The sequence below is a fragment of the Vibrio aestuarianus genome, from assembly GCF_028858425.1.
Lineage (GTDB): Bacteria > Pseudomonadota > Gammaproteobacteria > Enterobacterales > Vibrionaceae > Vibrio > Vibrio aestuarianus.
Genome location: NZ_JAKNYQ010000001.1, coordinates 2,785,120 through 2,809,388, shown reverse-complemented (window position 1 = coordinate 2,809,388; position 24,269 = coordinate 2,785,120). Strand labels below are relative to the sequence as shown.

General features: G+C 43.8%; 15 protein-coding genes. 3 read left to right on the top strand and 12 right to left on the bottom strand.

The window, feature by feature from the left end; translation table 11 throughout:
* The first annotated feature begins 55 nt into the window (after positions 1 to 55).
* From MCT08_RS12745 to MCT08_RS12735, 3 genes are all read left to right on the top strand, one after another.
* Positions 56 to 1,069 (top strand): Fe(3+) ABC transporter substrate-binding protein, encoded by a 1,014-nt coding sequence (locus MCT08_RS12745; RefSeq protein ID WP_274678533.1) that lies wholly within the window; start codon positions 56 to 58, stop codon positions 1,067 to 1,069.
* A gap of 100 nt (positions 1,070 to 1,169) precedes the next feature.
* Complete coding sequence (locus MCT08_RS12740; RefSeq protein WP_053311298.1) at positions 1,170 to 2,795, top strand: ABC transporter permease; 1,626 nt, start codon at positions 1,170 to 1,172, stop codon at positions 2,793 to 2,795.
* Entirely contained in the window at positions 2,795 to 3,823 is a 1,029-nt protein-coding gene (locus MCT08_RS12735; RefSeq protein ID WP_274678532.1) for an ABC transporter ATP-binding protein, read from the top strand. The genes MCT08_RS12740 and MCT08_RS12735 overlap by 1 nt, the downstream gene beginning before the upstream one ends.
* A gap of 200 nt (positions 3,824 to 4,023) precedes the next feature.
* Here the strand turns inward: MCT08_RS12735 and MCT08_RS12730 are convergent, their stop codons facing one another.
* The 12 genes from MCT08_RS12730 to rsmC all read right to left on the bottom strand — a co-directional run bounded on the left by MCT08_RS12730 (position 4,024) and on the right by rsmC (position 24,225).
* The gene (locus MCT08_RS12730) at positions 4,024 to 5,436 is read right to left on the bottom strand and encodes a phosphoglucomutase/phosphomannomutase family protein (protein ID WP_274678531.1); all 1,413 of its coding nucleotides are present in this window, start codon (positions 5,434 to 5,436) and stop codon (positions 4,024 to 4,026) included.
* Positions 5,437 to 5,637: 201 nt separating this feature from the next.
* Positions 5,638 to 8,043, bottom strand: coding sequence for a glycoside hydrolase family 94 protein (locus tag MCT08_RS12725; RefSeq protein WP_168523267.1), 2,406 nt, complete (start codon positions 8,041 to 8,043; stop codon positions 5,638 to 5,640).
* Positions 8,044 to 8,134: 91 nt separating this feature from the next.
* Positions 8,135 to 10,048, bottom strand: a complete 1,914-nt coding sequence (locus MCT08_RS12720; RefSeq protein ID WP_274678530.1) for a beta-N-acetylhexosaminidase — start codon at positions 10,046 to 10,048, stop codon at positions 8,135 to 8,137.
* A gap of 9 nt (positions 10,049 to 10,057) precedes the next feature.
* Positions 10,058 to 10,933, bottom strand: a complete 876-nt coding sequence (locus tag MCT08_RS12715) for a glucosamine kinase nucleotide-binding domain-containing protein (protein ID WP_274678529.1) — start codon at positions 10,931 to 10,933, stop codon at positions 10,058 to 10,060.
* A 1-nt stretch (position 10,934) separates the two neighbouring features.
* Positions 10,935 to 12,656: a glycoside hydrolase family 9 protein gene (locus MCT08_RS12710; protein WP_176245399.1), complete on the bottom strand. Its 1,722-nt coding sequence runs from the start codon at positions 12,654 to 12,656 to the stop codon at positions 10,935 to 10,937.
* Between the two features lie 166 nt (positions 12,657 to 12,822).
* Entirely contained in the window at positions 12,823 to 13,818 is a 996-nt protein-coding gene (locus MCT08_RS12705; protein WP_261915802.1) for an ABC transporter ATP-binding protein, read from the bottom strand.
* Between the two features lie 37 nt (positions 13,819 to 13,855).
* Positions 13,856 to 14,839: an ABC transporter ATP-binding protein gene (locus MCT08_RS12700; protein ID WP_053311290.1), complete on the bottom strand. Its 984-nt coding sequence runs from the start codon at positions 14,837 to 14,839 to the stop codon at positions 13,856 to 13,858.
* 2 nt (positions 14,840 to 14,841) lie between these two features.
* The gene (locus tag MCT08_RS12695) at positions 14,842 to 15,876 is read right to left on the bottom strand and encodes an ABC transporter permease (RefSeq protein ID WP_053311289.1); all 1,035 of its coding nucleotides are present in this window, start codon (positions 15,874 to 15,876) and stop codon (positions 14,842 to 14,844) included.
* 2 nt (positions 15,877 to 15,878) lie between these two features.
* The gene (locus MCT08_RS12690) at positions 15,879 to 16,865 is read right to left on the bottom strand and encodes an ABC transporter permease (RefSeq protein ID WP_053311288.1); all 987 of its coding nucleotides are present in this window, start codon (positions 16,863 to 16,865) and stop codon (positions 15,879 to 15,881) included.
* 167 nt (positions 16,866 to 17,032) lie between these two features.
* A complete protein-coding gene (locus MCT08_RS12685; protein WP_168523259.1) occupies positions 17,033 to 18,706 on the bottom strand; it encodes an ABC transporter substrate-binding protein in 1,674 nt (557 codons plus the stop codon).
* Between the two features lie 899 nt (positions 18,707 to 19,605).
* Positions 19,606 to 22,992 carry a hybrid sensor histidine kinase/response regulator gene (locus tag MCT08_RS12680; RefSeq protein ID WP_274678528.1) on the bottom strand — a complete coding sequence of 1,129 codons (3,387 nt, stop codon included), beginning with the start codon at positions 22,990 to 22,992 and terminating at the stop codon, positions 19,606 to 19,608.
* Between the two features lie 207 nt (positions 22,993 to 23,199).
* The gene (gene rsmC, locus MCT08_RS12675; protein ID WP_053311285.1) at positions 23,200 to 24,225 is read right to left on the bottom strand and encodes a 16S rRNA (guanine(1207)-N(2))-methyltransferase RsmC; all 1,026 of its coding nucleotides are present in this window, start codon (positions 24,223 to 24,225) and stop codon (positions 23,200 to 23,202) included.
* Positions 24,226 to 24,269: the final 44 nt, after the last annotated feature.

Sequence of the window (24,269 nt, the reverse complement as noted above, 5' to 3'; positions counted from 1 at the left end):
AATATAATAACGAAACTGATAAACATTATCATTACCAATTCAAAGGAACGAGACAATGAAGAAACTGCTTACTCTTTCTGCAATCGCTTGTAGTGTACTGGCTCCATCAGCGATGGCTGCGGAAGAAGTTAATGTTTACTCTTACCGCCAACCATTTTTGATTGAACCTATGTTCAAAGAATTCACTAAAGAGACTGGTATTAAGGTCAATGTGAAGTTTGCAAAAGAAGGTATTGCTGAAAAATTGGCACAAGAAGGCGAATACAGCCCTGCTGATGTGATCTTAACTTCTGAGTTTAGCCGTTTATTTGAATTGTCTGAAAAAGGTTTAGTGCAGGCAGTCGACAACGACACTATCGACAGTAATATTCCAGCGCAATACCGTGACAGCGCGGATGAATGGTTCGCATTAACAGTGCGTACTCGCAGCGTTTATTCTTCACGTGACCGTGTTGGAAAGTTGGGTGATGACTTTAATTATGCCGACCTCGCTAAGCCTGAATTCAAAGGAAAAGTTTGTACACGCAGCGGCAAGCATCCTTATAACGTTGCTCTTGTTGCTTCAATGATTGCGGAACAAGGTGAAGCGACAACCAAAGCTTGGCTTGAAGGCGTGAAAGCAAACTTAGCCCGTAAACCACAAGGTAATGATCGCGACCAAGTTAAAGCGATCAAAGAAGGGCTATGTGACGTTTCGCTGGGTAACAGCTACTACCTAGGTAAAATGATCAACGATCCTAAGCAGAAGTCTTGGGCCGATTCGGTTTACATCAATTTCCCAGGCCAAAATGAGCAAGGTACTCACGTCAATGTCAGCGGAATGGCGTTAGCGAAATATGCACCAAATAAAGAGAATGCCGTTAAATTAATGGAATTTTTAACTAGCGACAGCGCGCAGCACATGTACGCAGAAGTGAATTTTGAATACCCAGTGAAAGCGGGTGTAGAGCGTTCAGAACTTGTTGCTTCTTGGGGGGAGTTCAAAGCGGATACATTGCCACTAGAGAAAATTGCAGACAATCACGCTGCGGCTATTAAACTGCTAGATGAAGTCAAATTTGACCTTTAATTGACTTTAGGGGTATAACCATACCCCTATTCTAATAAAGGGATATGAGATGTATTTGCACTTGTATTTGAATTTCATAAGGCCTTGTTGTAATTAGGCGATGAAAGAAAAAAATTTATTATGGAAAACCAGTAGTGCCTCACTTGCGGTATTACTGGTTTTGCCGATCTTAGCGATCTTTTATACGGCTGTTGGACAAACTGATGATGTTTTTTCTCATCTGATGTCGACAGTGATGCCTACCTATACCTTTAATACCATCGTTCTGACCTTGAGTGTGATGGGGTTGTCATTATTATTTGGCATTCCTAGCGCTTGGATCATGGCTATGTGCCAGCTTCCAGGCGAGCGTATCTTACAATGGGCGTTAGTCCTGCCATTGGCGATGCCCGCTTATATTGTTGGCTATATTTTTACCGGGTGGTTTGATTATGCCGGACCAATCCAAATTCTACTGCGTGATTTGACCGGATGGGGTGTCGGTGACTATTGGTTCCCGGATCTTCGCTCTTTAACGGGTGCTAGCATTGTGTTGGCGTTGGTGCTTTACCCTTATGTGTATTTACTGTGTCGAGCCGCTTTTATGGAGCAAAATGTCTCTTTACTGCAATCGGCGCGGTTACTGAAATGTACTCCATGGGAAAGTTTTCGACGTATCTCGTTACCGTTAGTTCGTCCTTCAATGGCGGTTGGCTTGTCGCTTGTCGCGATGGAGACGGTGGGTGATTTTGGCACGATGAGCTATTTCGCGGTCAACACCTTAACCACGGCGGTTTATGATACTTGGCTTGGTTATTCCAATTTAAATGCTGCTGCGAAGATATCGGCGGTGATGTTGGTGATTGTTATTTTGTTATTAAGCGCGGAACGTTACAGTCGGCGCAAACAAAAATTGTTCCAAAGCCAGTTCAATAGCCATGAAGATTTCCGATATCAGTTACAAGGTTGGAAAAAATGGGGAGCATTAATGTGGTGTTGGGGGTTGGTGGCTATTGCCTTTATTTTGCCACTGATGCAACTGCTGTCTTACGCTTATCATTATTTTGAGCAGAGTTTTACGGTTGAGTTTCGTGAATACGCAATCAACAGTTTTACGGTTTCCTTTAGCGCAGCGATATTGGCCGTGTTTGTCGCGCTGGTGGTCAATTTCTGTTATCGCTTAGCTCCCAATCGCAGTAATTTGAGCTTTATGCGTCTCTCTTCAATGGGTTACGCAGTACCCGGAACTGTGCTGGCGATTGGCATTATGTTGCCCGTACTATTTATGGATCATCTCGTGAATGACATTGCCAAATATATGCAGTGGGGACGCCCGGGATTAGTTTTTTCTGGTTCAATGTTTGCCATTATTTTTGCTTTAGTGGTACGTTTTTCTGCGGTTGCAATTGGCAGTATCGAAAGCAGCCTCAATAAAATTTCGCCTTCCTTAGATATGGCCGCGCGCACCATGGGTTGTAAAACAAACGGTATGTTGTGGCGGGTACATCTTCCATTGATCCGCCGAGGTGCACTCATTGCTGGTTTATTGGTTTTTATTGAGTCAATGAAAGAGTTGAATGCTGCTCTGTTGCTGCGTCCATTTAATTTTGAAACGCTGGCGACTTATGTTTACAACTATGCCTCTGATGAGCATTTGGAGTTGGCTGCGTTACCTGCCGTTTTATTAGTTTTAGTGGGCTTAATTCCGCTTGTTATCGTTAACCGTTCTCTGGAGCAAAATCACTGATGAGCTGTGCACTCTCTATTCATAATTTGACTTGTAAGTATGAATCTCAAACGGTGCTTAAATCGTTGACTCTGGATGTCGAGCACGGTGAAATAGTTTGCTTGTTAGGAGCCAGTGGCTGCGGTAAAACCACCTTACTGAAAGCGATTGCGGGTTTATTGCCTCTGAGCTCTGGTGTGATGAGCTTAAATTGCGTGACTATTGATGATGGCGAACATTGGCTGCCACCAGAAGAGCGTAATATCGGCATGATTTTTCAAGATTATGCGCTTTTCCCTCATCTCACGGTGGCTGAGAATGTCGCATTTGGTTTACGACACATACCACAGCTTGAGCGTGCCAACAAAGTTTCAGAGATGTTGGAACTGGTCCATTTGTCTGGTTTGGATGAGCGCTATCCGCATCAATTGTCCGGTGGTCAACAGCAACGAGTTGCGATAGCTCGTTCATTGGCTTACAAACCGGATCTGCTGTTACTCGATGAGCCGTTCTCTAATATTGATACCCAAGTCCGTCATGAATTGATTGCTGAAATTCGTAAGATCTTCAAAAAGCAGGGAGTGACAGCTATTTTTGTGACTCACAGCCGCGAAGAAGCATTTGCGTTTGCCGATAAAATGGCAGTCATGAACCATGGTGTGATCGAACAATATGGTACGGCATCAGAATTGTATTATCAGCCATCGAGTAAATTTGTTGCTGATTTTCTTGGTGGAGGAAGTTACCTCGCGGCAACGCGTCTTTCTGATTATCAGTTTAAAACGGAATTGGGCGTGGTCGAGGCGATTGCGCAACAAAATATACCACTGAACGCTGCGTGTGAGCTGTTATTGCGTCCGCAACATGTGCAGATTTCAGCTCAAGATGAAAGCAGTATTCATGTTATTGAGCAGCAGTTTATGGGTGATCACTGTCGCTATGTGATTGAAGTCAACGGCAGTAAATTATTAGCCACGTCTTCTCAAGCCTTGCTTATTGGTCAAAGTGTTTCGGTGAATATTGATACCCAAGGGGTATTGGCATTTTAGAAAAAAGCCCGGCCAAAAATGCCGGGCAAATGTCTTCACCTATAGGGAACTCATTTTAGCGAAGGTGGTTACCTTTCCTACTTGAAGTGGTTGCGGTGTTAACTATGCTCGCTTATCCCTAATCACATAGTTTGCTGATGTGCATGGGAATAAGCTTACTTATTGCCTACCTACAGCTCCAAGTAGTTTGGGTATCAAAGTTACAACGACAGGAATTCTTTTACCTGTAGAAGAACGCGTTCTGCGGTTTCTTTATCGGCCATTTCGGCAAAAATTCGCAGCAATGGTTCAGTGCCTGAAAAACGAGCAATAACCCATCCGCCATTTTTGAAATAGACCTTAGCGCCATCTTCGTAGCTGACTTTTTCAATCTCATATTCAAATTGAGGCAATTGTTTCTCGACATAGATCTTGTTGTAGAGTGCTTCTTTCTCGGAAGACTTAAACTTACAATCTCCCTCTGCAGTGTAGGCGTAGCCGTACTTACCATAGATTTCAGCTAACAGTTCTGACAATTTTTTACCAGTTACGCTGATCATTTCAACTAGTAGACTTGAAGCAAAAACGCCATCTTTGCCTTTAATATGTCCACGAATGGTTAAACCACCCGAGCTTTCACCTCCGATCAAAGAGTCATCCGCTTCCATTTGTGAACTGATGTGTTTGAAGCCAACGGGCACTTCAAAACATTTTTCGCCATGATCTTGCGCGACTTTATCAAGCAGGTGAGTGGTAGCGATATTGCGCACGACCGACCCTTTCCAACCTTTGTATTCCAATAGGTAGTAGTAAAGCAAGATAAGCACTTCGTTGGGGTGAATGAAGTTACCTTTCTCATCGATAATACCTAAGCGGTCTGCATCACCATCGGTACCGATGCCGATATCATAACCTTCCGCCGCTACAAGGTGCTTAAGTCGATACAATGTTGCTGCGCTCGGCGAAGGCATTAAACCACCGAAATCGGGGTTTTTACCGTCGTTGATCACATCAACATCACAGCGCCCATTGATCAATACGGTTTGCAGTGCATTTTTAGCCACCCCAAACATAGGATCAATCAAGACACGTAAATTCGCTTTTTTGATGGCTTCAATATCAATGAAGTTGATGATTGAATCGACAAACTCGTTCATTGGATTGATGATTTCAATGGTTTTATCATTAATCGCTTGTTCGAAATCAACCCTTTTTACATCTGCAAGGGTTAGGTGCGCAATTTGTTGCTCAATCTTTTGCGTGATGATTTCATCCGCATCCCGTCCACCTTCGATGAATACTTTAATTCCGTTGTAGTCTGCTGGGTTATGCGATGCCGTAATACAAGCAGAATAAGCACAGCCCATTTCTTTGGCTTTGAACATGACGATAGGGGTTGGAACAAACTTATCAATGAAGCTAACAGGTACGCTATTTGCCGCTAATACTTCAGAGAACCAACGGCCAGCTTTATCTGATAAAAAGCGACGGTCGTAGCCTATAACAAAACCTTTATCTGCCACTTGTTCATTATTGATGATGTTGGCAAGAGCTTGAGCTACAAGACATACATTGTCTTTTGTGAACTCTTCACCAATAAAAGCGCGCCAACCACCTGTACCAAATTTGATCATAATTTCATCCTTTGGGATTCACTATAATTTGCTCCCTAATCTCATTAAGGGAGCAAATATCCCCTTCCTACTTGCAGCTACAGTGGTGTTGGCTACGTTTGCTCACCCCAATCACATCGTTTATCTATGCTCATGGGGAGAAACTCACTTGCTACCTACCTGCAACTTCAAGTGCTTTGGGGATCGAGTTGTCTGTTGACCTTAACCAAGCACTACGACTACGTCATTGACACTACCAGCTTCAAGTACTGGAATAACGCCTTCAATGACTTTGCCGTTCACCGTGATAGATTTCACGCCTTTGCTTACCGAACTAGGGTTTTCAACTTTGATGTTGTAAGTCGCACCACGCCATTGACGAGTCACTTCAAAACCTGGCCAATTCGTTGGAATACAAGGATCTACCGTCAGCCCTTCAAACCCAGTACGAACACCGAGAATAAAGTTTGTCACCGCGAAATATGCCCAGCCAGAAGTGCCGGTTAGCCATGGGTGGTTGGCGCGACCATGATCTTGATGATCGCGTCCCATGATGAACTGCACGTAAGAATACGGTTCAGCAATGCGCTTTTCGATAATGTCATTTTGGTTATACGGGTTTAGTGCGTCATAGAATTTCATTGCACGATCACCACGGCCTAATTTAGCTTCAGCCACCCATGCCCAAGGGTTTGGATGTGAGAAGATAGCACCGTTCTCTTTTACCCCTTGATATACACGAGTCACAAATCCAATGTCGTCGTTTGGTGTTGAGAAAGAAGGCGCATTCAGGTGCAGACCATATTCACAGAATAGGTTTTCATCAACCGCATCCATCGCTTTCTCACCACGCTCTTGCGATACGGCACCAGAAAGTACCGCTAGCGTATTGGATTCAAGGTGAACTCGACCTTCAGTTTGTTGGGCTGTACCAATTTTGTCGCCATTTTTGGTGAGGCCTCGAATATACCAACCACCTTCATCGTCCCACAGGTGAGTTTCACAAGCTTCGCGTACGTTGGCTGCCATTTCTGTATATTTCGCTACATCAGCCTCATTTTTACGGAACTTGGCAAGGTCGATAAACTCTTGTAGTGCCCAGAAATGAAGGAAAGATACCATTGATGACTCACCACCGCCTAAATTTAGGCAGTCGTTCCAGTCAGCGCGTAGACCTTTACAGATGCCGGTTTGTCCGACGTATTCTGCAGAGAAATCTAATGCCGCTTTCATGTGCTCGTAAACGGTTGCATTGCCACCGTCAGCGTATGGGATCTCTTCATCAAAAAAGCTGGTTTCACCTGTTTCCATCACGTATTTGCAAATGGTAGGTACTATCCATAAGTGGTCATCAGAGCAGGTATCTTCGATGCCGTGGATCTTGTCTTCATCACTTGGCGTTGGCACCACAGTTGGTGACTTAGATGGTTTAACGTCAGCTTTTTCTGGATCAAACCAGTCAGGATCAAAGAGGTGTAAACCGTAACCGGCTTTCACTTGGCCTCGTAGTAAATCAACCAGACGTTTACGTGTCATTTTCGGGTTCGCATGAGGCACAGAAATAGCGTCTTGCGCGGTATCACGGTAGCCAAGACCTGTACGCCCACCGACTTCAATAAATGAAGCAAAACGCGACCAAACTACACATGTTTCGGCTTGATAGAGTGTCCAAGTGTTGATCATTGTATCCAACCCTTGGTTAGGTGATTTCACTTGGAATTTATTGCAGCGTTCATCCCAGTGCGCTTTGATATCAGCAAAAGCGGCATCAACGTTGGCAATATCTTGATATTTTTCACGTAGACGAGCGCCATTCCCTTTGCCGATACCGAGAATGTAAGCAAAACGAACTTCTTCGCCCGGTTGAATAACAAATTGCTTATGTAAAGAACCACAATGGTTGTAGCAAGTTTGCGCGCTGTTTGAACAGCGACCTTTTTCAACTGCAATTGGGTTCGCTTCGTCACGGTATAGCCCTAAGAAGCTGTCGCGTTGGCCGTCATATGAATCAGGATCAAATGTTGAAGCTAAGTAGTAGAAACCTTCAAAATCATTGGTGTTGTAGTAAAGGTCGTATTCAATAACACCCGCATCGTAAGCTGTACCAGCCGAGTACAGTGACATTTGGTGATTTTGGTTGTCAGATTGAATATGGCTAAATGAGAATTCAACGAATGAAAAGGCGCTGATTGTTCGAGGTTGATCAGAATCGTTTTTGATCACGACATCCCAAATTTCTGCATCTTCCCCTTTTGGTATAAACAAGGTTTTGCTGGCGCTAATACCATTGTATTCACACTTAAATTTTGAATAAGAAAGACCGTGGCGAACTTCGTAGTTTGCTTCGTCTAGGCTTTTTGCTACCGGTTGCCATGAAATGGACCAGTAATCACCAGTTGCATCATCACGCAGATACACATAGTGCCCTGGACGATCAAACGATGCGTTAGGGCGGAATTTAGTCACACGGTTATACTCTGGCGAGTTATAGAATGAGTAACCGCCAGCATTATGGGAAATGACCGTACAGAATTTTTCTGTTCCTAGGTAGTTTGTCCAAGGTGCCGGTACGTCTGGGCGTGTAATGACATATTCACGATTGTCGTTATCGAAATAGCCGTATTTCATTGTTCTTTCCTTTTAAACACACTGCGTATTGTGCAGCGAAAATTAATGCTAGTGAAAACGGTGGAGAGAAGTGAACTCTCCCTGCTTCATGTTATTTCCAAGGTGATCGGTAGCCTATTTCTTGTTTGTCTAACAAGGGAAGGTGACCTTTCAGCCGTGATAGATAGTCTTGCCAATCACGATGGGATTTTTGAGTCCATCCTGCTTCAGCGAGTGCGGTTAAGCGTGGGAATATCATGTAGTCCATACGCTGTTGGTTATTGACCAGTTCGCACCAAAGTGCGCATTGAATACCGAGAATACGTTTACGAAGTGGATCGTCATCAGGCACTTCAGCCAAAGGCTCGTAGCGATACGCTTTTTCTAAAGGGGTAACGCCAGCCCAATCAACGCCAGGTTCTTCCGGTGCATAGTCTTGAGCGATATCTAAATAGGTATATTGACCCGGTTGTAAGATCACATCGAAGCCTTGTTTGGCGCAGTTCAGTGCCGCTTCTTCCGATAACCAGGAATAAATAACCGTATCTTTACTGACTTTATTACCGTGTTGCGCTTCTTCCCAACCGACCATGCGTTTACCTAATGCACGAAGTTTTTGTTCGGCGTAACGCAGTAGGTGGCCTTGCAATTCTTTGGCGTCGGTATAGTGGTTTTCCGCCATCAATTGCTGGCATTTTGAGCTGTTAACCCATACACCATCAGGGACTTCATCGGCACCAATATGGATAAACTGAGAAGGAAACAGCGCTGCTACTTCTTCCAACACGGCATCTAAAAATTGGTAGGTTCCAGGAAGTGCAGGGGAGAGCACGTTGTCGTTGTAGTATTGAATACTGCGATATTGAGATTGGTCTTCATCATCCACCAATAGGTGCGGTAGCGATTTAATTGCCGCGCGGCTGTGTCCTGGAATATCTATTTCTGGAATGATGGTGATTCCACGTTGATTGGCATAGTCAATGACGTGTTTGATCTCTTGCTGGGTATAAAAACCACCGTGACGCTGAGTGAGCAAACTGTATTGTGGTTCAAGAACCTCACCGGTTCCGCGCCAAGCACCGATAGTGGTTAATTCAGGGAAGGCTTTAATCTCGATACGCCAGCCTTCATCATCGGTCAAATGCCAATGGAAGGTGTTGAATTTATAGTGGGCAAGTTGATTGATTAAGCGTTTGACGCGATCAACCCCATGAAAATGACGGGCGCAGTCAAGCATCATGCCGCGATATTTAAAACGAGGGGCATCGCTAATTTTAACGTAAGGAATAATCAGTGCTGTATCTTGTTGCTGGATAAGCTGTAACAAGGTCGCACAAGCATGAATGAAACCAATGTGTCCACTGGCTTCTAAGCGCACGCCGCTTCGGTCGACAAGCAGATAATATGTGCCTTCGTCGAAGGTCGGGTTGGTTCTTAAGACAATATCAGCACTGCCAATGGGTTTCACTTGCCAATCAAAGAGAGAGTTAAGCTCTTGCTGTAGCCAGGTTGCTGCCATTTCAGCACACGATGATTGTAATGTGATTTGACTTGATGCTGTCAGGGTAAAATGCCCATCAAATGTTTCAACTTTGTTCGGTTTGGGAATTAGGCACATTGCTGCGGTGTCAGTTTCCGCTACGATGCTACGTTCACGATAAGGTGAGGCTAGTGCAATCGGTGTAACGGTCACATCGTGTTGAACTTGAATTCCTAATTCATTGGTTCGAACAAATGCGTGTTTGACACCGTCGGTGTAGTAATGGAACGGTGCAGTTTTTATGCTGAATTCACAGTAAAAATTTGAATTTGCAGGTAAGCATTTACTATCTGGTTCAAGTGAGCAAAAACTACCTACTTGAGTGACTTCACCGTGTGTCACACTGTCGGGTTGGATAAAGCGATCTATCACAAAATGCAGTGACCAGTCGTTTAAATCTTGATCACTTAAATTGTGAAAAGTTAACCCAAAACGGCAAAATTGTTTTTGTTCAGAGAGAACCGCGAAGTCAATTCGATAGCTCATAAGTATTCCTTAATACAAATTATGCTCGGCTTTGCCGGCAAACATAATCGCGCCTTCGATAGCGTCGAATTGAGGTTGAACAATCCATTGTTGTACTGGCGGGGATAACCAACAAACAATGCGCTCGGCAATGCTGCCCATTAGGCAAATGCGATGAGCTCCCTTGTTATTCAAAGCGATTAGCAACATTTCAATATCTGAAGCGGTGTGTTTTAGCATCTCAATCGCTAGGTAATCCCCTTGGTGAGCGAGAGCGAAAATTACTGGTGAAAATTGAGCATAATCGCGTGGTAAGGCACTTTTTGACCAAGTAACAATGTGGTCGATATCATTATTGAAGTGCTGCATAACGTGTCGACTTAATTCGCAATGCTCTCCAATACCATCTTGAATTAACAATACTTTTTGAATCAAGCGTAGCCCCATGACGGCCCCACCACCTTGGTCGGAAATTGGAAACTCTCGTCCACCAACCACATATTGTTGACCGTTTTTAAGTAAGATGCCGCACGAACCAGTTCCTGCAATCATGATTGCACCATCATCACCATGGTGAGCGCCAATACAGGCTCCATAAGCATCGGTGTTTAACGTCAATGATGCGAAAGGATGTGCTTGCTGCATAAAGTCATGCCAAGCTGATTTTTGTTCTGCGCCAGCTAAAGCAAGGCCAAGATGCATTTGGGGAAAATGCGCTGATGATAAACCACCTTGATGAGCGGCTTGCGTAATTGCCTCGATAATGGACGCCATGGCGATCTCAACGCCCAGTAAAATATTGGCACTGCCACTTTTTGCTTCCCCAATCAGCACGCCTTGTTCATCTCGGATCCGCGCTCTACAAGAGGTACCGCCACCATCAATACCAACGTAAAAATAGGTCATGTTATTGCTCTCCTTTTAAAGAAGAGAAATGATCAAACTGCTGGATAATGGCTAATAAATACCAAGCTCCATGAGGGATCCATTGTTCCCCCCAGCGCCAGTTTTGTAACATGTCATCTTTTTGTGCTGGTGGATTAAAGGCGATGTCTTCTTCATCGTCGAAGCCACCAGTAATGCCATTACAAACTCCACCTTTGGCATTGAAAAAGCCTAACTGTGGCAGGTAGTCTGGGTTGTTATGACCATGTCCATCAAGCATGCACATGTTGTATGGGTTAAGGCCAACAATCCAGTTCAAAGTATTCTGCGCAAAAGTGAGCAATTGCTGGTGCAGCTGTGGGGATACATGAGGTTTCACACTGTAGGCTAATGTTGCCAGCGAGCCTAAACGTGCATTTTCGCCTTGCCACCAGTAGCCTGATTCATTGTCGTGAGCGACAAAAAATGCCGTTCGTTTTTCGCCGTTGACTGACTTTACATACTGACGAGGGTAGCCAAATGGGTTGGTGACTTGTTGGGTTATATTCAGCTCAAAATGACAGGCATTTTCTACGACAGAAATGATGGCTGATTTTTTATCGTCTTGGTGCTCAATCGTTAGATATTCACACAGTGCAATAACAGGTAAGCCCGCTTCGGCTGCGTGATAATAAGGCCGGCTACCATCGTGATTGGCTGACCAGTAGTGAGAGATTTCGTCATCACTCATTTGGCGAGCTGATAATCTTTCAGCCCATAGACGGCTTTCTTGCAAATAACGCTCTTGGCGAGTTGAGCGATAGAGCTCAACACTCGCTAATAGAGCACAATACTCATCTATAATATTTTCTTGGCCATCATTAACATAACGAGTGTTGTACTCTTTGAGGTGCCAATAACCATGTTCGGCTGCTGCAAGGTAGTGCTCGGAGGTAAAATCGCCGTATACATCTAATCGAGCCGCAGCGGCGAGAGCTGCAATTGATATGCCACCACCTTGGCGAAAAGCCGCTTGGTAGTCATCAGACTTGTCGCCTTGTTGATGGCTATAGGCACAAATCTCGCGTTGTTTGATGTCTTTGCTCCATTTGTCAAAGACTGTTGAATAAAAAAATCCCTCGGAATTTTGCATGCGAACAAGAAAATCCGCGCCAAATAAGGCCTCTTCCTTAAGGCGAGTACGTGAAAACGCAGCAAAATCCGAGTGATGCTCTAAAATTGCTAACCCTTTTAACATATTCCAAACCACCATTGGGGTTTGCTGAGGATTTAAATAGTTAGCATAAGAAAGGTGACTTAAATATTTGCTAACGTCACCAGAAGCGTCGTACCACCCACCATGTACATCGGCAGTGGTTGATGTACCTAGCAGTGGTACGCGCTTATCTTGCTTATCGAAAAGACCGCCACAACGTTGAGACTTGAAATAGTGCAGCACATCAGAAAAAGTTTTCTGCATTAGCACTGCTGTGCCTATTTCGAAAGTCTCGGAGCGAGTATTTTCGAAACGTAAATAGTATCTTCCTTGAGTGGTAAATTCAGAGAAATCGATAGTGTAAAAGTTACCCACATGCCAATTGGCGACACAACCTTGTGCTTTGATCTCTAAAGTTGTGACCGTTTGGTGTTTATCTGCACAAACCAATAAAGCCATATACGAAGACAAACGCTTACTGCTGGTTGTCAAAATGGCTTGTTTAGGGCCTTGAGATTCATAGCCAATATGGTTAGTGAGTAATTGCATTCAGTCTCTCCAGGTCAATCAATGTGTTGTCGTCAACGTACCGTCTGTTTTGGTATCTTCCCATCAAGCTTGAAGTTGCGGCTTGGCTAGCGTGGTTGTTGTGCTGCAACTTCAAGTGCTTGATGGTTGATTGAGTTAAATAGTTATTGTTTTAGTTGGTGATTACTTACTGCTCATAGAGATAACAACGAACAAAGTGGTTATCAGACAGTTGAGTAACAGCAGGTAATTGTTCACGACATTTTGCAGTGGCATGAGTACAACGACCTGCAAATGGGCACCCGACAGAGTCTGGCGTCCATAGCGGTATTTCACCTTTGTTGCCTTTTAATGGCTCGTGGATCGACTTGCTTGGATCTGGAACGGCTGAAACCAAGAGTTGAGTATATGGGTGTTGAGGATCGTGGATGATCTCTTCGGTGTCTCCCCATTCAACCATGTGGCCTACGTACATTACAGCAAGATCTTCGGCAATATAACGTGCGGTCGCGATATCGTGGGTGATGTATAGAAGTGACATTTGTTTTTCAAACTTCATCTCTTCCATCAGGTTTAAAACACCGGCACGAATTGATACATCTAGCATTGACGTTGGTTCATCAGCAAGTACAACTTCAGCCCCCACCGCAATATTACGTGCTAAGTTAACGCGTTGACGCTGGCCACCAGAAAGTTGGTGCGGGTATTTAGCTGCCGTCTCTTTTGGCGGGATCAGCCCAACTTGTTCGAGAAGATCGTGAACTCGTTCTTCCAGTTCCTTCTTATTGCCAGACGTCACTTTTTTGTGGATCAACAGTGGACGCGCAATATGATGGAAAATCGTATGCGTTGGGTTTAAAGAGCCAAATGGGTCTTGCCATACCATTTGTACACCTTCACGGTAGTGCATTAGATCGCTACGTGATGTTATTTCTTGAATGTTGCGGCCTTTGTACTCGATGATGCCATCGGTTGGAGCGTACATTTTAGCTATCATTTTGGCGGTAGTTGACTTGCCTGAACCAGACTCACCTACGACAGATAAACCACGACTTTTATACATTTTGAATGATACGTCGTTAATGGCTCGCATCATCGGTTGTTTAAGGGCGTTACTGTTGAGTGGAAAATCCTTAATCAGATTTTTACCTTCTACCAGTAATTGACCAAGCTCTTTGCTCATAATTGTCTCCAGAAATTCTTTTAATACAGCACTTGTTCTACAGCTTCATTTGAGCAATTGGTTCACCGTAAAGGTGGCAATTGGAGAAGCGACTAGGCTCTATTTGGCGCAAAGCCGTTGGTATTTTTGTACACGCTTCATGGACGCGATCACAGCGAGCCTGAAAGCGACAACCATGAGGAATATCTAGCAAGTTAAGTGGATTGCCAGGAATACCAGTTAGCTTTGTTTTTGGGCCAGTTAATGGAGGGAAAGAGCTTCCCAACCCTTTTGTGTAAGGGTGGTAAGGGCTTTGCAAAATTTGCTTAGAAGGTGCAACCTCAATTAATTCGCCTGAATACATGATGCCAATGCGGTCTGAGAACTCGACCATCAAAGACAAGTCATGAGTGATAAACAAAATTGAGAATCCAAACTCTTCTTTCAGAGCGTAGATTTTTTGCAAAATTTCACGTTGAACCACGACATCTAGTGCAGTGGTCGGCTCATCCATAATGATCATTTTAGGGTTGAGTGCGAGCGCAATCGCGATGACCAAGCGTTGGCGCATGCCACCAGAGAACTGGTGTGGGTAATCGTTCAAGCGGCTAGGGTGAATATCAACGATTTCCAACAACCCTTCAGCACGGCGTTTCGCTTGTTCACGTGTCATGTTGGTGTGACGCATAATCACATCACAGAACTGTTCTTCCATGGTCAATACTGGGTTTAATGCGTTCATTGCACTTTGGAATACCATCGACATCTGGCTCCAACGAAATGATTGCATGCGTTCATCACTGTATTGGATGATGTCTTCGCCATTGAAGATCACTTCGCCACCAGTAATAAATGCGGGCGGCTTATGCAGACGCATTAAAGAGAATGCAACGGTTGATTTACCACAGCCAGACTCTCCCGCTAAGCCAAAAACCTCGCCTGGTGCAATATCGAAGCTGACATTATTACAAGCGCGGACATCGCCCGCGTCAGTAATGTAGTCTACGCATAGGTTACGGATTGAAATAAGTGGTGATGTCATAATTATTTATCTCCGCTCCAAAGTGCATTGTTTTGTGGTGGTAGTTGTTCTTCAGGCTTGCGCTCTTTTTTGTCTTGAGCTGCCAGTTTTTTCCAACGTTTCATGCCTTTGTGTGAACGTAACTGAGGGTTCGCAATTTCATCGACGGCAAAGTTAAGCAGTGCAAGCCCTGTAACTAGAAGCGTCAAAGCAATACATGGAGCGAGCAGTTCCCACCAAGCGCCAATCAGCATTGAAGATGAGGTTTGTACGTTGTACAGCATGATGCCCCAACTGATGGTGTTGGGATCGCCTAGACCAAGGAATGAAATGGTTGCTTCCATCATGATGGCGTACATCACTGAACCAATGAAACTTGCGCCAACGATAGAGATAAGGTTTGGCAAAATTTCAATGAAAATGATGCGCCAGGAGGATTCACCGAGCACTTCAGCTGCTTTGACAAACTCTTTCTCACGTAATGCGAGTGTTTGCGATCGAACAACACGTGCGCCCCATGCCCAGGAGGTGCAACCGATGATTAGCGCGATGGTCAATGGCCCGGCCTCCCCAATGAAGGCGGCGACCACAAATAAAAGTGGGTACTGAGGAATAACCAGCATGATATTCATCGCTGCGGTTAAAAAATCATCGATCTTTCCGCCAAAGTAGCCAGCAGAAACACCGATTACGGTTGCTAAGAAACAGACGGTAATACCGGCACCAAAACCAACCGCTAGGGAAACGCGTGCGCCATAAACAACTTGTGACCAGATGTCACGGCCCATACGTGATGTACCAAGTACGTGATCAGCTTTTTTTGACATTAACAGCGTACGGCGGTCTGTTGCTAGGTTTTCAGCGACCCAACCATTTGGATCAGCTTTGGCTGCTTTTACGACAAATGATGGATATTCATGTGGATTACCCGTGCGTTTATCTGGAGCGTGGCTTGTGATAAGCGGTGCTGCTAAAGCGATAAATAAGAATGCACTGAGAATCACCACGCCAACCATGGCAACGGTATTACCACGAACAAGTTTAATAAGATCTTTCATGATTATTTACCTCCCTTACGTAGGCGAGGGTCAAGAACGACGTACAGCATGTCTGCTAGTAGGTTAAAGAACAGCATAAACAGAGTCATAATTAACAATTGGCCTTGCAGTACTTGGTAGTCACGAGCGTTGATAGCGTTAAAGAGAACCGTACCAAGACCTGGGTAGTTAAAGATAATTTCGATGATGAGCTGGCCACCAATCGCCATACCAAGAGACATCGACAGTGCCGTTACACTTGGTAATAGAGCATTACGTGCAGCGTAGTTAAAGACTACGCGGTTTTCGCTTAAGCCCTTACCTTTTGCCATAGTGATGTAGTCTTCTGCCAACAAGTTAATCATGTTGTTACGCATGTTGACCAAGAACCCACCGATTTGGACTAACGAAGCACAAACCAGAGGAAGGAAAGCGTGGTAAGCCACATCTTTAATGAATGTCCAACTGGTCCAATCTGGCGTTACTCCTGCAGTATAGGCGTAGCCTGTAGGGAACCACTGTAAGCCAATAGCAAAGGTAAACATGGCGATCATCGCGATAACGACCTGTGGAACCGCCTGAATAACTAACATGCCTGGGGTAACGAAAGTGTCATAGCGACTACCACGCTTCCATGCAGCGAAAATACCTAAAATGGAACCGATGGAGAAAGAGATAACTACCGCCGTGCCAGCTAGAAATAGTGACCAACCAAAAGCACTACCAAGTAACTCATTAACACTCAAAGGGTAAAATTTAATCGATGTACCTAGCTCCCAGCTTAAAATGCTTTTTATGTAGGTTACATATTGAACTAAATATCCACCATCAACGAAGCCAAGAAGCTGTTTCATGGCTGCAATTCGCTCTGGTGTTACTTGTGTTGTTGCATTCGCGAACATCATGGTAACTGGATCACCTGGCATCGCTCGCGGAATAATAAAGTTTAAAGTTGCTGCGACTAGCAACGCGATAAAATAGAACGACAAACGTCTTAAAAAATAACCCATAACTCACACCTTACTCACCCAGTTTTATCCTGTATCTGGTTTCAGGTCGCTCCTAGCGAAATTTAGAGCGATAAATCCCCTAACGACGAGCGCTATACTTTTAATAGGTATTGAAGGGGATTTTTATCAGCGGCGTACAAGGTACGCCGCAAGGATTGAACTTCTACTTATTTAACTGGTTTTAGGTCCAGTACATGCAATAGACGCTCTGGGATACCAGCCCAAATGTTTGGACGGCCTTTTGGATTTTCTTCGTTCCACCAACCAGTGAAGCGAGTTGTATTGTACTGGTACATATATGCACCAGACATTACAGGAACCGTTACTTGATTTTCAGCGATGATTTGCTGAATACCATGAGCGATTTCTAGCTGCTCGTTCTTATCGGCTGTTTTGTAGAAGCTATCAAGTAAGTTATCTAGCTTCTCATTTTTGAAGAAGTGCATCGCGAAACGAGGCATACCGTCACCACCTTGCAGTGCTGAGTTGTAAGCACTGTTCCAGTATAGATGTGGATCGGCACCGTGGAAGTAGTTGGTGTACGCGACATCGTAAGTACCTTCAAGCATGGCTTGGTTGTATACTGCGAATTCTGGTGTACGCGCACGTGCTTTAATGCCAACTTCACCAAGTTGCTCTACAGCTAGCTGTACGGTGTTGTTAAAGTCAGTCCAACCGTTTGGAGACTGAACTAGTAGCTCAAAAGACTTGCCTGATGGTGTATCAACAAAACCATCGTTGTTTACGTCTTTGAAGCCAGCTTTAGCTAGTAGTTTCTTGGCACCTTCTACATCGTATGTGTTGAAGCCTTTGTATTTATTATGAATACTTTCATCTGACCAAGCTTCAAATGCGTAACCTAAGCCTGATGCGAAGTCATTGACAGTACCGCCACCGTAAAATGCGATATCGATAATGGTTTGACGATCAAGAGCCATAGAGAATGCGCGGCGGAAGTCTACGTTTGTTAACGCTTCATTTTTCGCTGCATCTGGATTCTTGAAGTTAATCATAAATGCTTGAGTGCCCGCTGCAGGGTACCAGTAATGGTGATTTGGACTTGCTGCTGCATAAGTACGATCGATATCTGGAACGAATGATGATGTCCAATCAAGCTCAGAGTTTACGATCTTACCTAGAAGTTGGTCATTGTTTGCAATTTGAGGAACACGTAGACAGTCTACCTCAAGGCTTGCTGCATCCCAGTAATTCGGGTTACGACATTGGATGTAAAGCTGAGGAGTGAATGTGTCTATCTCGGTAAATGGACCAGTACCTACAGGGTTTTCATTGGTAAAGGTTGTTGGATCTTTCACATCTTTCCATACGTGCTCAGCAACGATAGGAACCAGAGAGATCTCATAAGGTACGTTAGAGTTTGCTTCTGTTAGGCGGAAACGAACTTGGTACTCGTTTAATTTCTCAACGCTAGTTACCCATTTATTGATACCACGTTGGTCAAGTTCTGGCTTGCCTTGTAAAAGGGCATAAGAGAACACAACGTCATCAGCTGTAAATGCTTGGCCGTCAGACCATTTAACACCTTTACGGATATCAAATGTAACGCTCATCAAGTCATCAGACATTTTAAAGCCTTCAGCAAGACGCATTACCGGAGTATTACCGTGCATTTCATTAAATACTACAAGAGGTTCGTAGATGAAGTCAGTTGTAGTACGTAGGTTTGTTGCTAGGTACGGGTTAAAGTTGCGCACCATTGTAGGGTAGAAATCCGGTACGATAGTTAGCTCACTACGTGCTGCTGCTGGAGCTGAAACACTCGTTGCTGCAGCGGCGATTACTGCTGCGGCTAGTGCTGTTTTTTTTATATTGGCAAGCATAGCTTTTCCTTACTATTTGCTTTCATTTCACTAATGGATTTGAATGTTATCAATTGATAAACACTCTCCAAGGCCTACCTCATTATCTGTTAACAAACCGGAGGAGTGAGTCAACTTGAGTGGCCTGTAGACCTTTGGTAGGAGTAAGAAGACACCTTGCAGAGAAAATTATCAATTCCAATTCCCGTTAAAAACGTCAAAACATGACACTTTGACGTCATAAACGTCAATATTATCGATTTTCTCTCAATGTTGTTCAATTTATCGACAGTGATCAACCTCTCGAATAACTATAAGTATTCCACTTTATGTAAGTGTTCACTACGCATTTTAGCCTTTATTTAAAAGGTTTTTTTTGATTTTCTTGTAAGTGGAGATCTTGCTCACGCCTTCGATTTTTCGTTAATTTGCGTACCTAAATTAAATCTGCCGAATTGTTGTGATTCGGTTCGCAATCTCTATCTTTACTCAATACTATTGGTGATTTTTCACTGTTGAATGAGAATCCTCTGACTCTTTAACGGGAATCTTTATGTTGTTTTCACCTCTTTTTTTCTTTTGTAAAGCAAGGTTTTTGCCTGCCAATACTCGGTTAAAATTTTAAGCCACTAAACAACATCAGACACTAGAAAAGCGTTTTGGAGATAGGTAATACCAATCGTAGTAAATAACTGTTCATCCTAGCTGGTTAAAATACTCGATAACTGCGTTAGAATTTTTGATTGTAGAATAACTACTTATCGAAAAATCCTGCCTTGTTCTCAAGTCTTTTTCCTGCGCTATTTCTGATCACTCATTTACTGTGATTGGTATAAGAGAGATTATGTGGCCATCGCTGATGCCTTGGCTAGCGGTAATAAAAAACCCGCACTAGGCGGGTTTGTGTAGACAATATAGCATTAGCTAGTCAGCAGCTTTTGTAGTTTGTCACGCTGAGTTTCGATATGAGCCCGTTCCGGTCCTTGCTCTTGGCAGTGCTCTAAAATGTAATCTAAAGAGTTTAGAACTGTCCGCCAACGAGGGGTTTTTGGTAGTGTCTCTATTCGCAAGTATTTATCTAATGTCCTTGTCTGCAGAGTGCTTCTATCAAGATACACCCGCCACAAGCCACTTTGTTCGGCGAAGGTAAACTTGCTTTGGCTAGTCACTCTCTCCCAGTAATCTAAAGCACAAGTCATGGCCTCTACGAGGACTTCACGCATCAGATCTTGCTTTGATTGGTTATCTCCCGATACCTTGTCAGCAATACGGGTAAACTCCCCACCGAGCTCTTTTAATTGTTGAAGTTTCTCTCTATCACCTTCAAAAGCATAACTCGAGAGTGCTTCGATGGCGGTTTCCAGATTATTAATGCGAGCGGCGTTAATGTTTCCCCCAACATTAAAAATATACATAGCTTGCAGCCCAGAGCCTTCTGGTAATCGTAGAATATCGGCTGACATATGCTGACGAGTATCATCGACGTAAATATCGATATTGCCGCAATAGTGTTCTTGATCGACAACTAAGTATTTTGGTGCGATCAATTCATCTGCATTAGAGCGTTTTAACTGCTCCTGGCTGCGCCTGAATAACCTAGCGGCGGCCTCATTAGCAAAACGTACTTTATGGTCATCTCGAATGCAGATAATTGCCTCTGGTGCTGACTCTAGTTGTTCAAGAAGGCGCCCTTGTGTTTCTAGTAAGCTGGCTTCGACCATGGCCCGATGTTTAAGTTCTTGCTGTAGTTGTTTGTTTTCGATGCGGCGCTGCTCTGCCTTACTAGCAGATAGATGAGCCACGATACGAGCTGCTAATTCATGTTTATTAAATGGTTTTGATAGGTAATCATTAGCACCAGCATCAAAGCCACGAACACGATCATCAGTCTGATTTAATGCGGTAAGCATAATGATAGGCAGCTCAGCGTGGTCGTACTGTTCTCTGAGTTTTTCACAAACTTGATAACCGCTAAGACCTGGCATCATGATATCGAGTAGCAACAGTTCTGGTTTTTGTTGTTCAACGGCCGCCAATACTTCATTGCCATCTTTTACTGTGCGGACTTGATAGCCCTCTAAGCGTAAGAAACTGTCTAACACTCGTAAATTGACGGGTTCATCATCAGCGACTAGAAGCAGTGGACCAGAATTATTATCAGGGAGAGTGCTCGCTTCTGGCTGCTCTATTTCTGCAATTTCAGGTGCTTGGAAGTGGCGCGGCTCTATATGACTGGCAAATTGGATCTCTTGGTCTGAGGCTATCGGTAGGGTAAAGCTAAAGGTAGTACCTACCATAGGCTGGCTGCTGACATACAGCGTACCGTGCATCAGTTCAATCAGTTGACGGCTAATCGAAAGCCCAAGTCCAGCACCTTGACGGTAGCGACTTGCATCTTGTCCTGCTTGAATAAGAGGTTCAAAAATATGCTCAAGCTGTTCTGCTGGAATTCCTTGCCCAGTATCGACGACTTGCACACGAATCTTGTCATCGACGACATTGGCTGAAATAACAATTTTACCTTCAGTCGTATATTTAATCGCATTACCGATTAAGTTATAGAGTACCTGCTCGAGTCTTTGTGGATCGGCTGAAACCCAAACACATTCATCAGGGACTTGGTTAATAATGCGTATTGGTTTTTTACCCAGTAGGTGGCTTGAAAGCTCTAACACTAAACGGGTTGCGCTAGAGAGATCAACAGCACAGCGGTTGATATCCAAACTGCCATAACGCATTTTATGGTAGTCCAATAGGTCATCAACTAAGTTTGCTAAGCGTTGTCCACTGCTGATGATAATGCCTAATTGGTAACGATGATCAGCCGTAATCGGGCCATTGGCCCCAGAGACTAAGGCTTCTGCAATCCCCACCATACCGTGCAAAGGTGTTCTTAATTCGTGTGAGGTGGTCGCGAGAAATTCATCTTTTAATTTATTGGCTAAGTGTAGTTCTTCATTTTGTTTGCGGATCAGTTGGATATTACTTTCAAGTTCTTTGTTTTGCGATTTGATCAACTGCATTTTTTCACGAATAGAACGTTGCATGCGTTCAAAGCTAACCGCCAAACGGCCGATCTCATCTTTGCGTTCAGTATTGATGACGTTTTCATCCAGATCACCTGCGGATACTTTTTCGGCTGCCCATGTCAGCTTCAATAGTGGAGACGTAATGAAGTTGGATAAGTAGTGAGAGGCGATGACCACTAAAATAATGGCTGTCAGCATGGCAAAAATAAACAGTTTTTCTAGCTGGTGGACTCGTGCGTAAGCTTCTTTCTCTGGAAGTTCAACGACTAAAGCCCACTGCAGGCCAGTGGTGATAATCGGAGTGTAGGCCGCGATGGTTTTTTCATCCAAGGTATTGGTGTAGGTGCCAACTGAACTGATTCCTGAGAGCGCTTGGTTAATGACCTTTTGGCTTTTGTCGATTTCTACTTGCTCATATTCCAAGGTGCGGGATAGATGATCTTGACCAACCAGTAAGGTTCTTATTTGTGAGGTTTTGTTGGTATCTGCCACCAGTTTTGTAATGCCATTATTTGGCAAACGGAACATGGCATAACTGTGCAGATAACCTTGTTGAATGATAGGTGCTCCTAGCCACGCGATTTGCTTACCATCTTGTGGTGAAAAATCTGAAACGATGACCGGAGTATATTCACCATTACTTTTATGATGCTCGTTGACTTCCTGTGTCAAACGGCGGAAAGTTTTTCCTATATTGGAGTCTTTATATTTTCCGGTGAGTAGGTTCGTTCCGTAGTTATCATGTTTATAGACTGAATAAACCACATCACCAGCAATGTCGACTAATAAAATATCATCAAAATCCGATCGTTTTAGTAATTCTAAATAAGCCCAGTGATATCGTTTATGCAACAAACGATATCTTTCACTGCCCACATAACTACTTGATTGAGGCAAAATTGACGTTTTTATTTGATCGCCAGAACCTGGGATGTAGCGCTGCTGTGCATGTTCTCGTGCTTGTTTGATGTCAGGTCCAAGTCTTTGAAATGCATTAACTAAACCGTAAAATCGCCCACCACTGGCATAGGCAAGTTCTGAGCGAACAAAGCCCATCACTTCCGATTCTTTGGCCGCGAAGTAGTCGAATAATTGCTGCTGCTTATTATCACGAACGGAAAGTAAGTGAGAGGTGCTTTGTTCTTGCAGGTCTTGACTGTGTGATTGGAGAAAAAAGATGGCCATCACCGTCAAAGGGGTGATACTTAGTACAAGAAAAGCCAGCATCAATGTATTTTGCAGGCGTTTAAATTTTTGCTTACGAGAGAACCTAAACATAGAAAAAAGCGTTACTTTCTGTGAGGCTTTAACTGTTTCCAGTTAAAGCAAATGAAAAACAAAGAAAACTTAAAGCAACGAAATTAACAAGTTTTTTTACTTTGACAAGTAAGTCCTATTGAAAGTGTTGTCATCAACGCAAAATTAGCTATAACGGTATGCGCCAATGTCGTGGTTAGGTGGATTTAACTGCTAAGGTGAAATGTTTTAAGACTTCTTAGCATGATAAATGACAAATTTATTGGTCTTATTTATCGTCTCACAATTACCATAGGCGTGATTGATAATGGGAGCATATTTTAGAAAACTATTGGCGACGATAAATAATTCACCATTTGATGTTTGATGGCTAGGTGCATCCGCGAGTAAAGTTTCTGTGGCGCTATAGCTAGTCTCTAAACCTGAGTGGAATGGTGGGTTGCTGACGATGAACTGGTAGTTGCTGTTTGTGTCAGAGTAGACATCTGAGGCAAATACTTTTCCGCTTAAACCATTAGCGGCTAAAGTTGCTTTGCTTGATTCAATAGCCAGCGCGCTAATATCACACATTTCCAGTTCAATATCGCTATTGAGTGTTGCCATGACTGTACCGAGTACACCAGCACCACAACCGAAATCGAGCACTTTACCTCTGAGGTTCGGTAGTGTGTCGAGCAATAACTGGCTACCGAGATCAAACTCACCATGGCTGAATACACCCGGTAGGCTTTTGACAATCAATGAATGTTGTTGATATTGAACTTGATAGGTTTTGAACCAGTCATTGATGTCAAAGGTGGCTGGTTGTTCGATACATTGCCCCCAATAAAAAGAACAACGACGCGCAGAGTCATACTTTTTTACTATGCCGTAGGGTTGGAACATTTTTTCGATGCTCTTTACACCAGAGCGATTTTCACCAACAACCACGATCTCGGTATTTTTACCCAATTTAGCAAGTAACATTGCAAGCAGATACTCCGCTTCTAACTTAGCTTTAGGCCAGTAAAGTAAAATCAGATCAGCGTTGGTTTCTGCTACAAATTGAGCGCCAAAATATCGTTGTATCTGGCTATGAGCGTTTAACTGGCGATAGTAACCATAATGGGTAGTGAACACCGAAACTGAACGGCAATGATGAGTTAATTCAACCGGAAATAGGTCTTCAACCTCTCCGGCAACTAAAACATGCTTATCGGCGAAATAAGCGAGTTGACGTTGGGCAATTTGACTCGGTGCGGTGTAAGTTAACATGGGGAACTCTACGCTAAAAAATAGGGGGCGATTTTCGCATAATC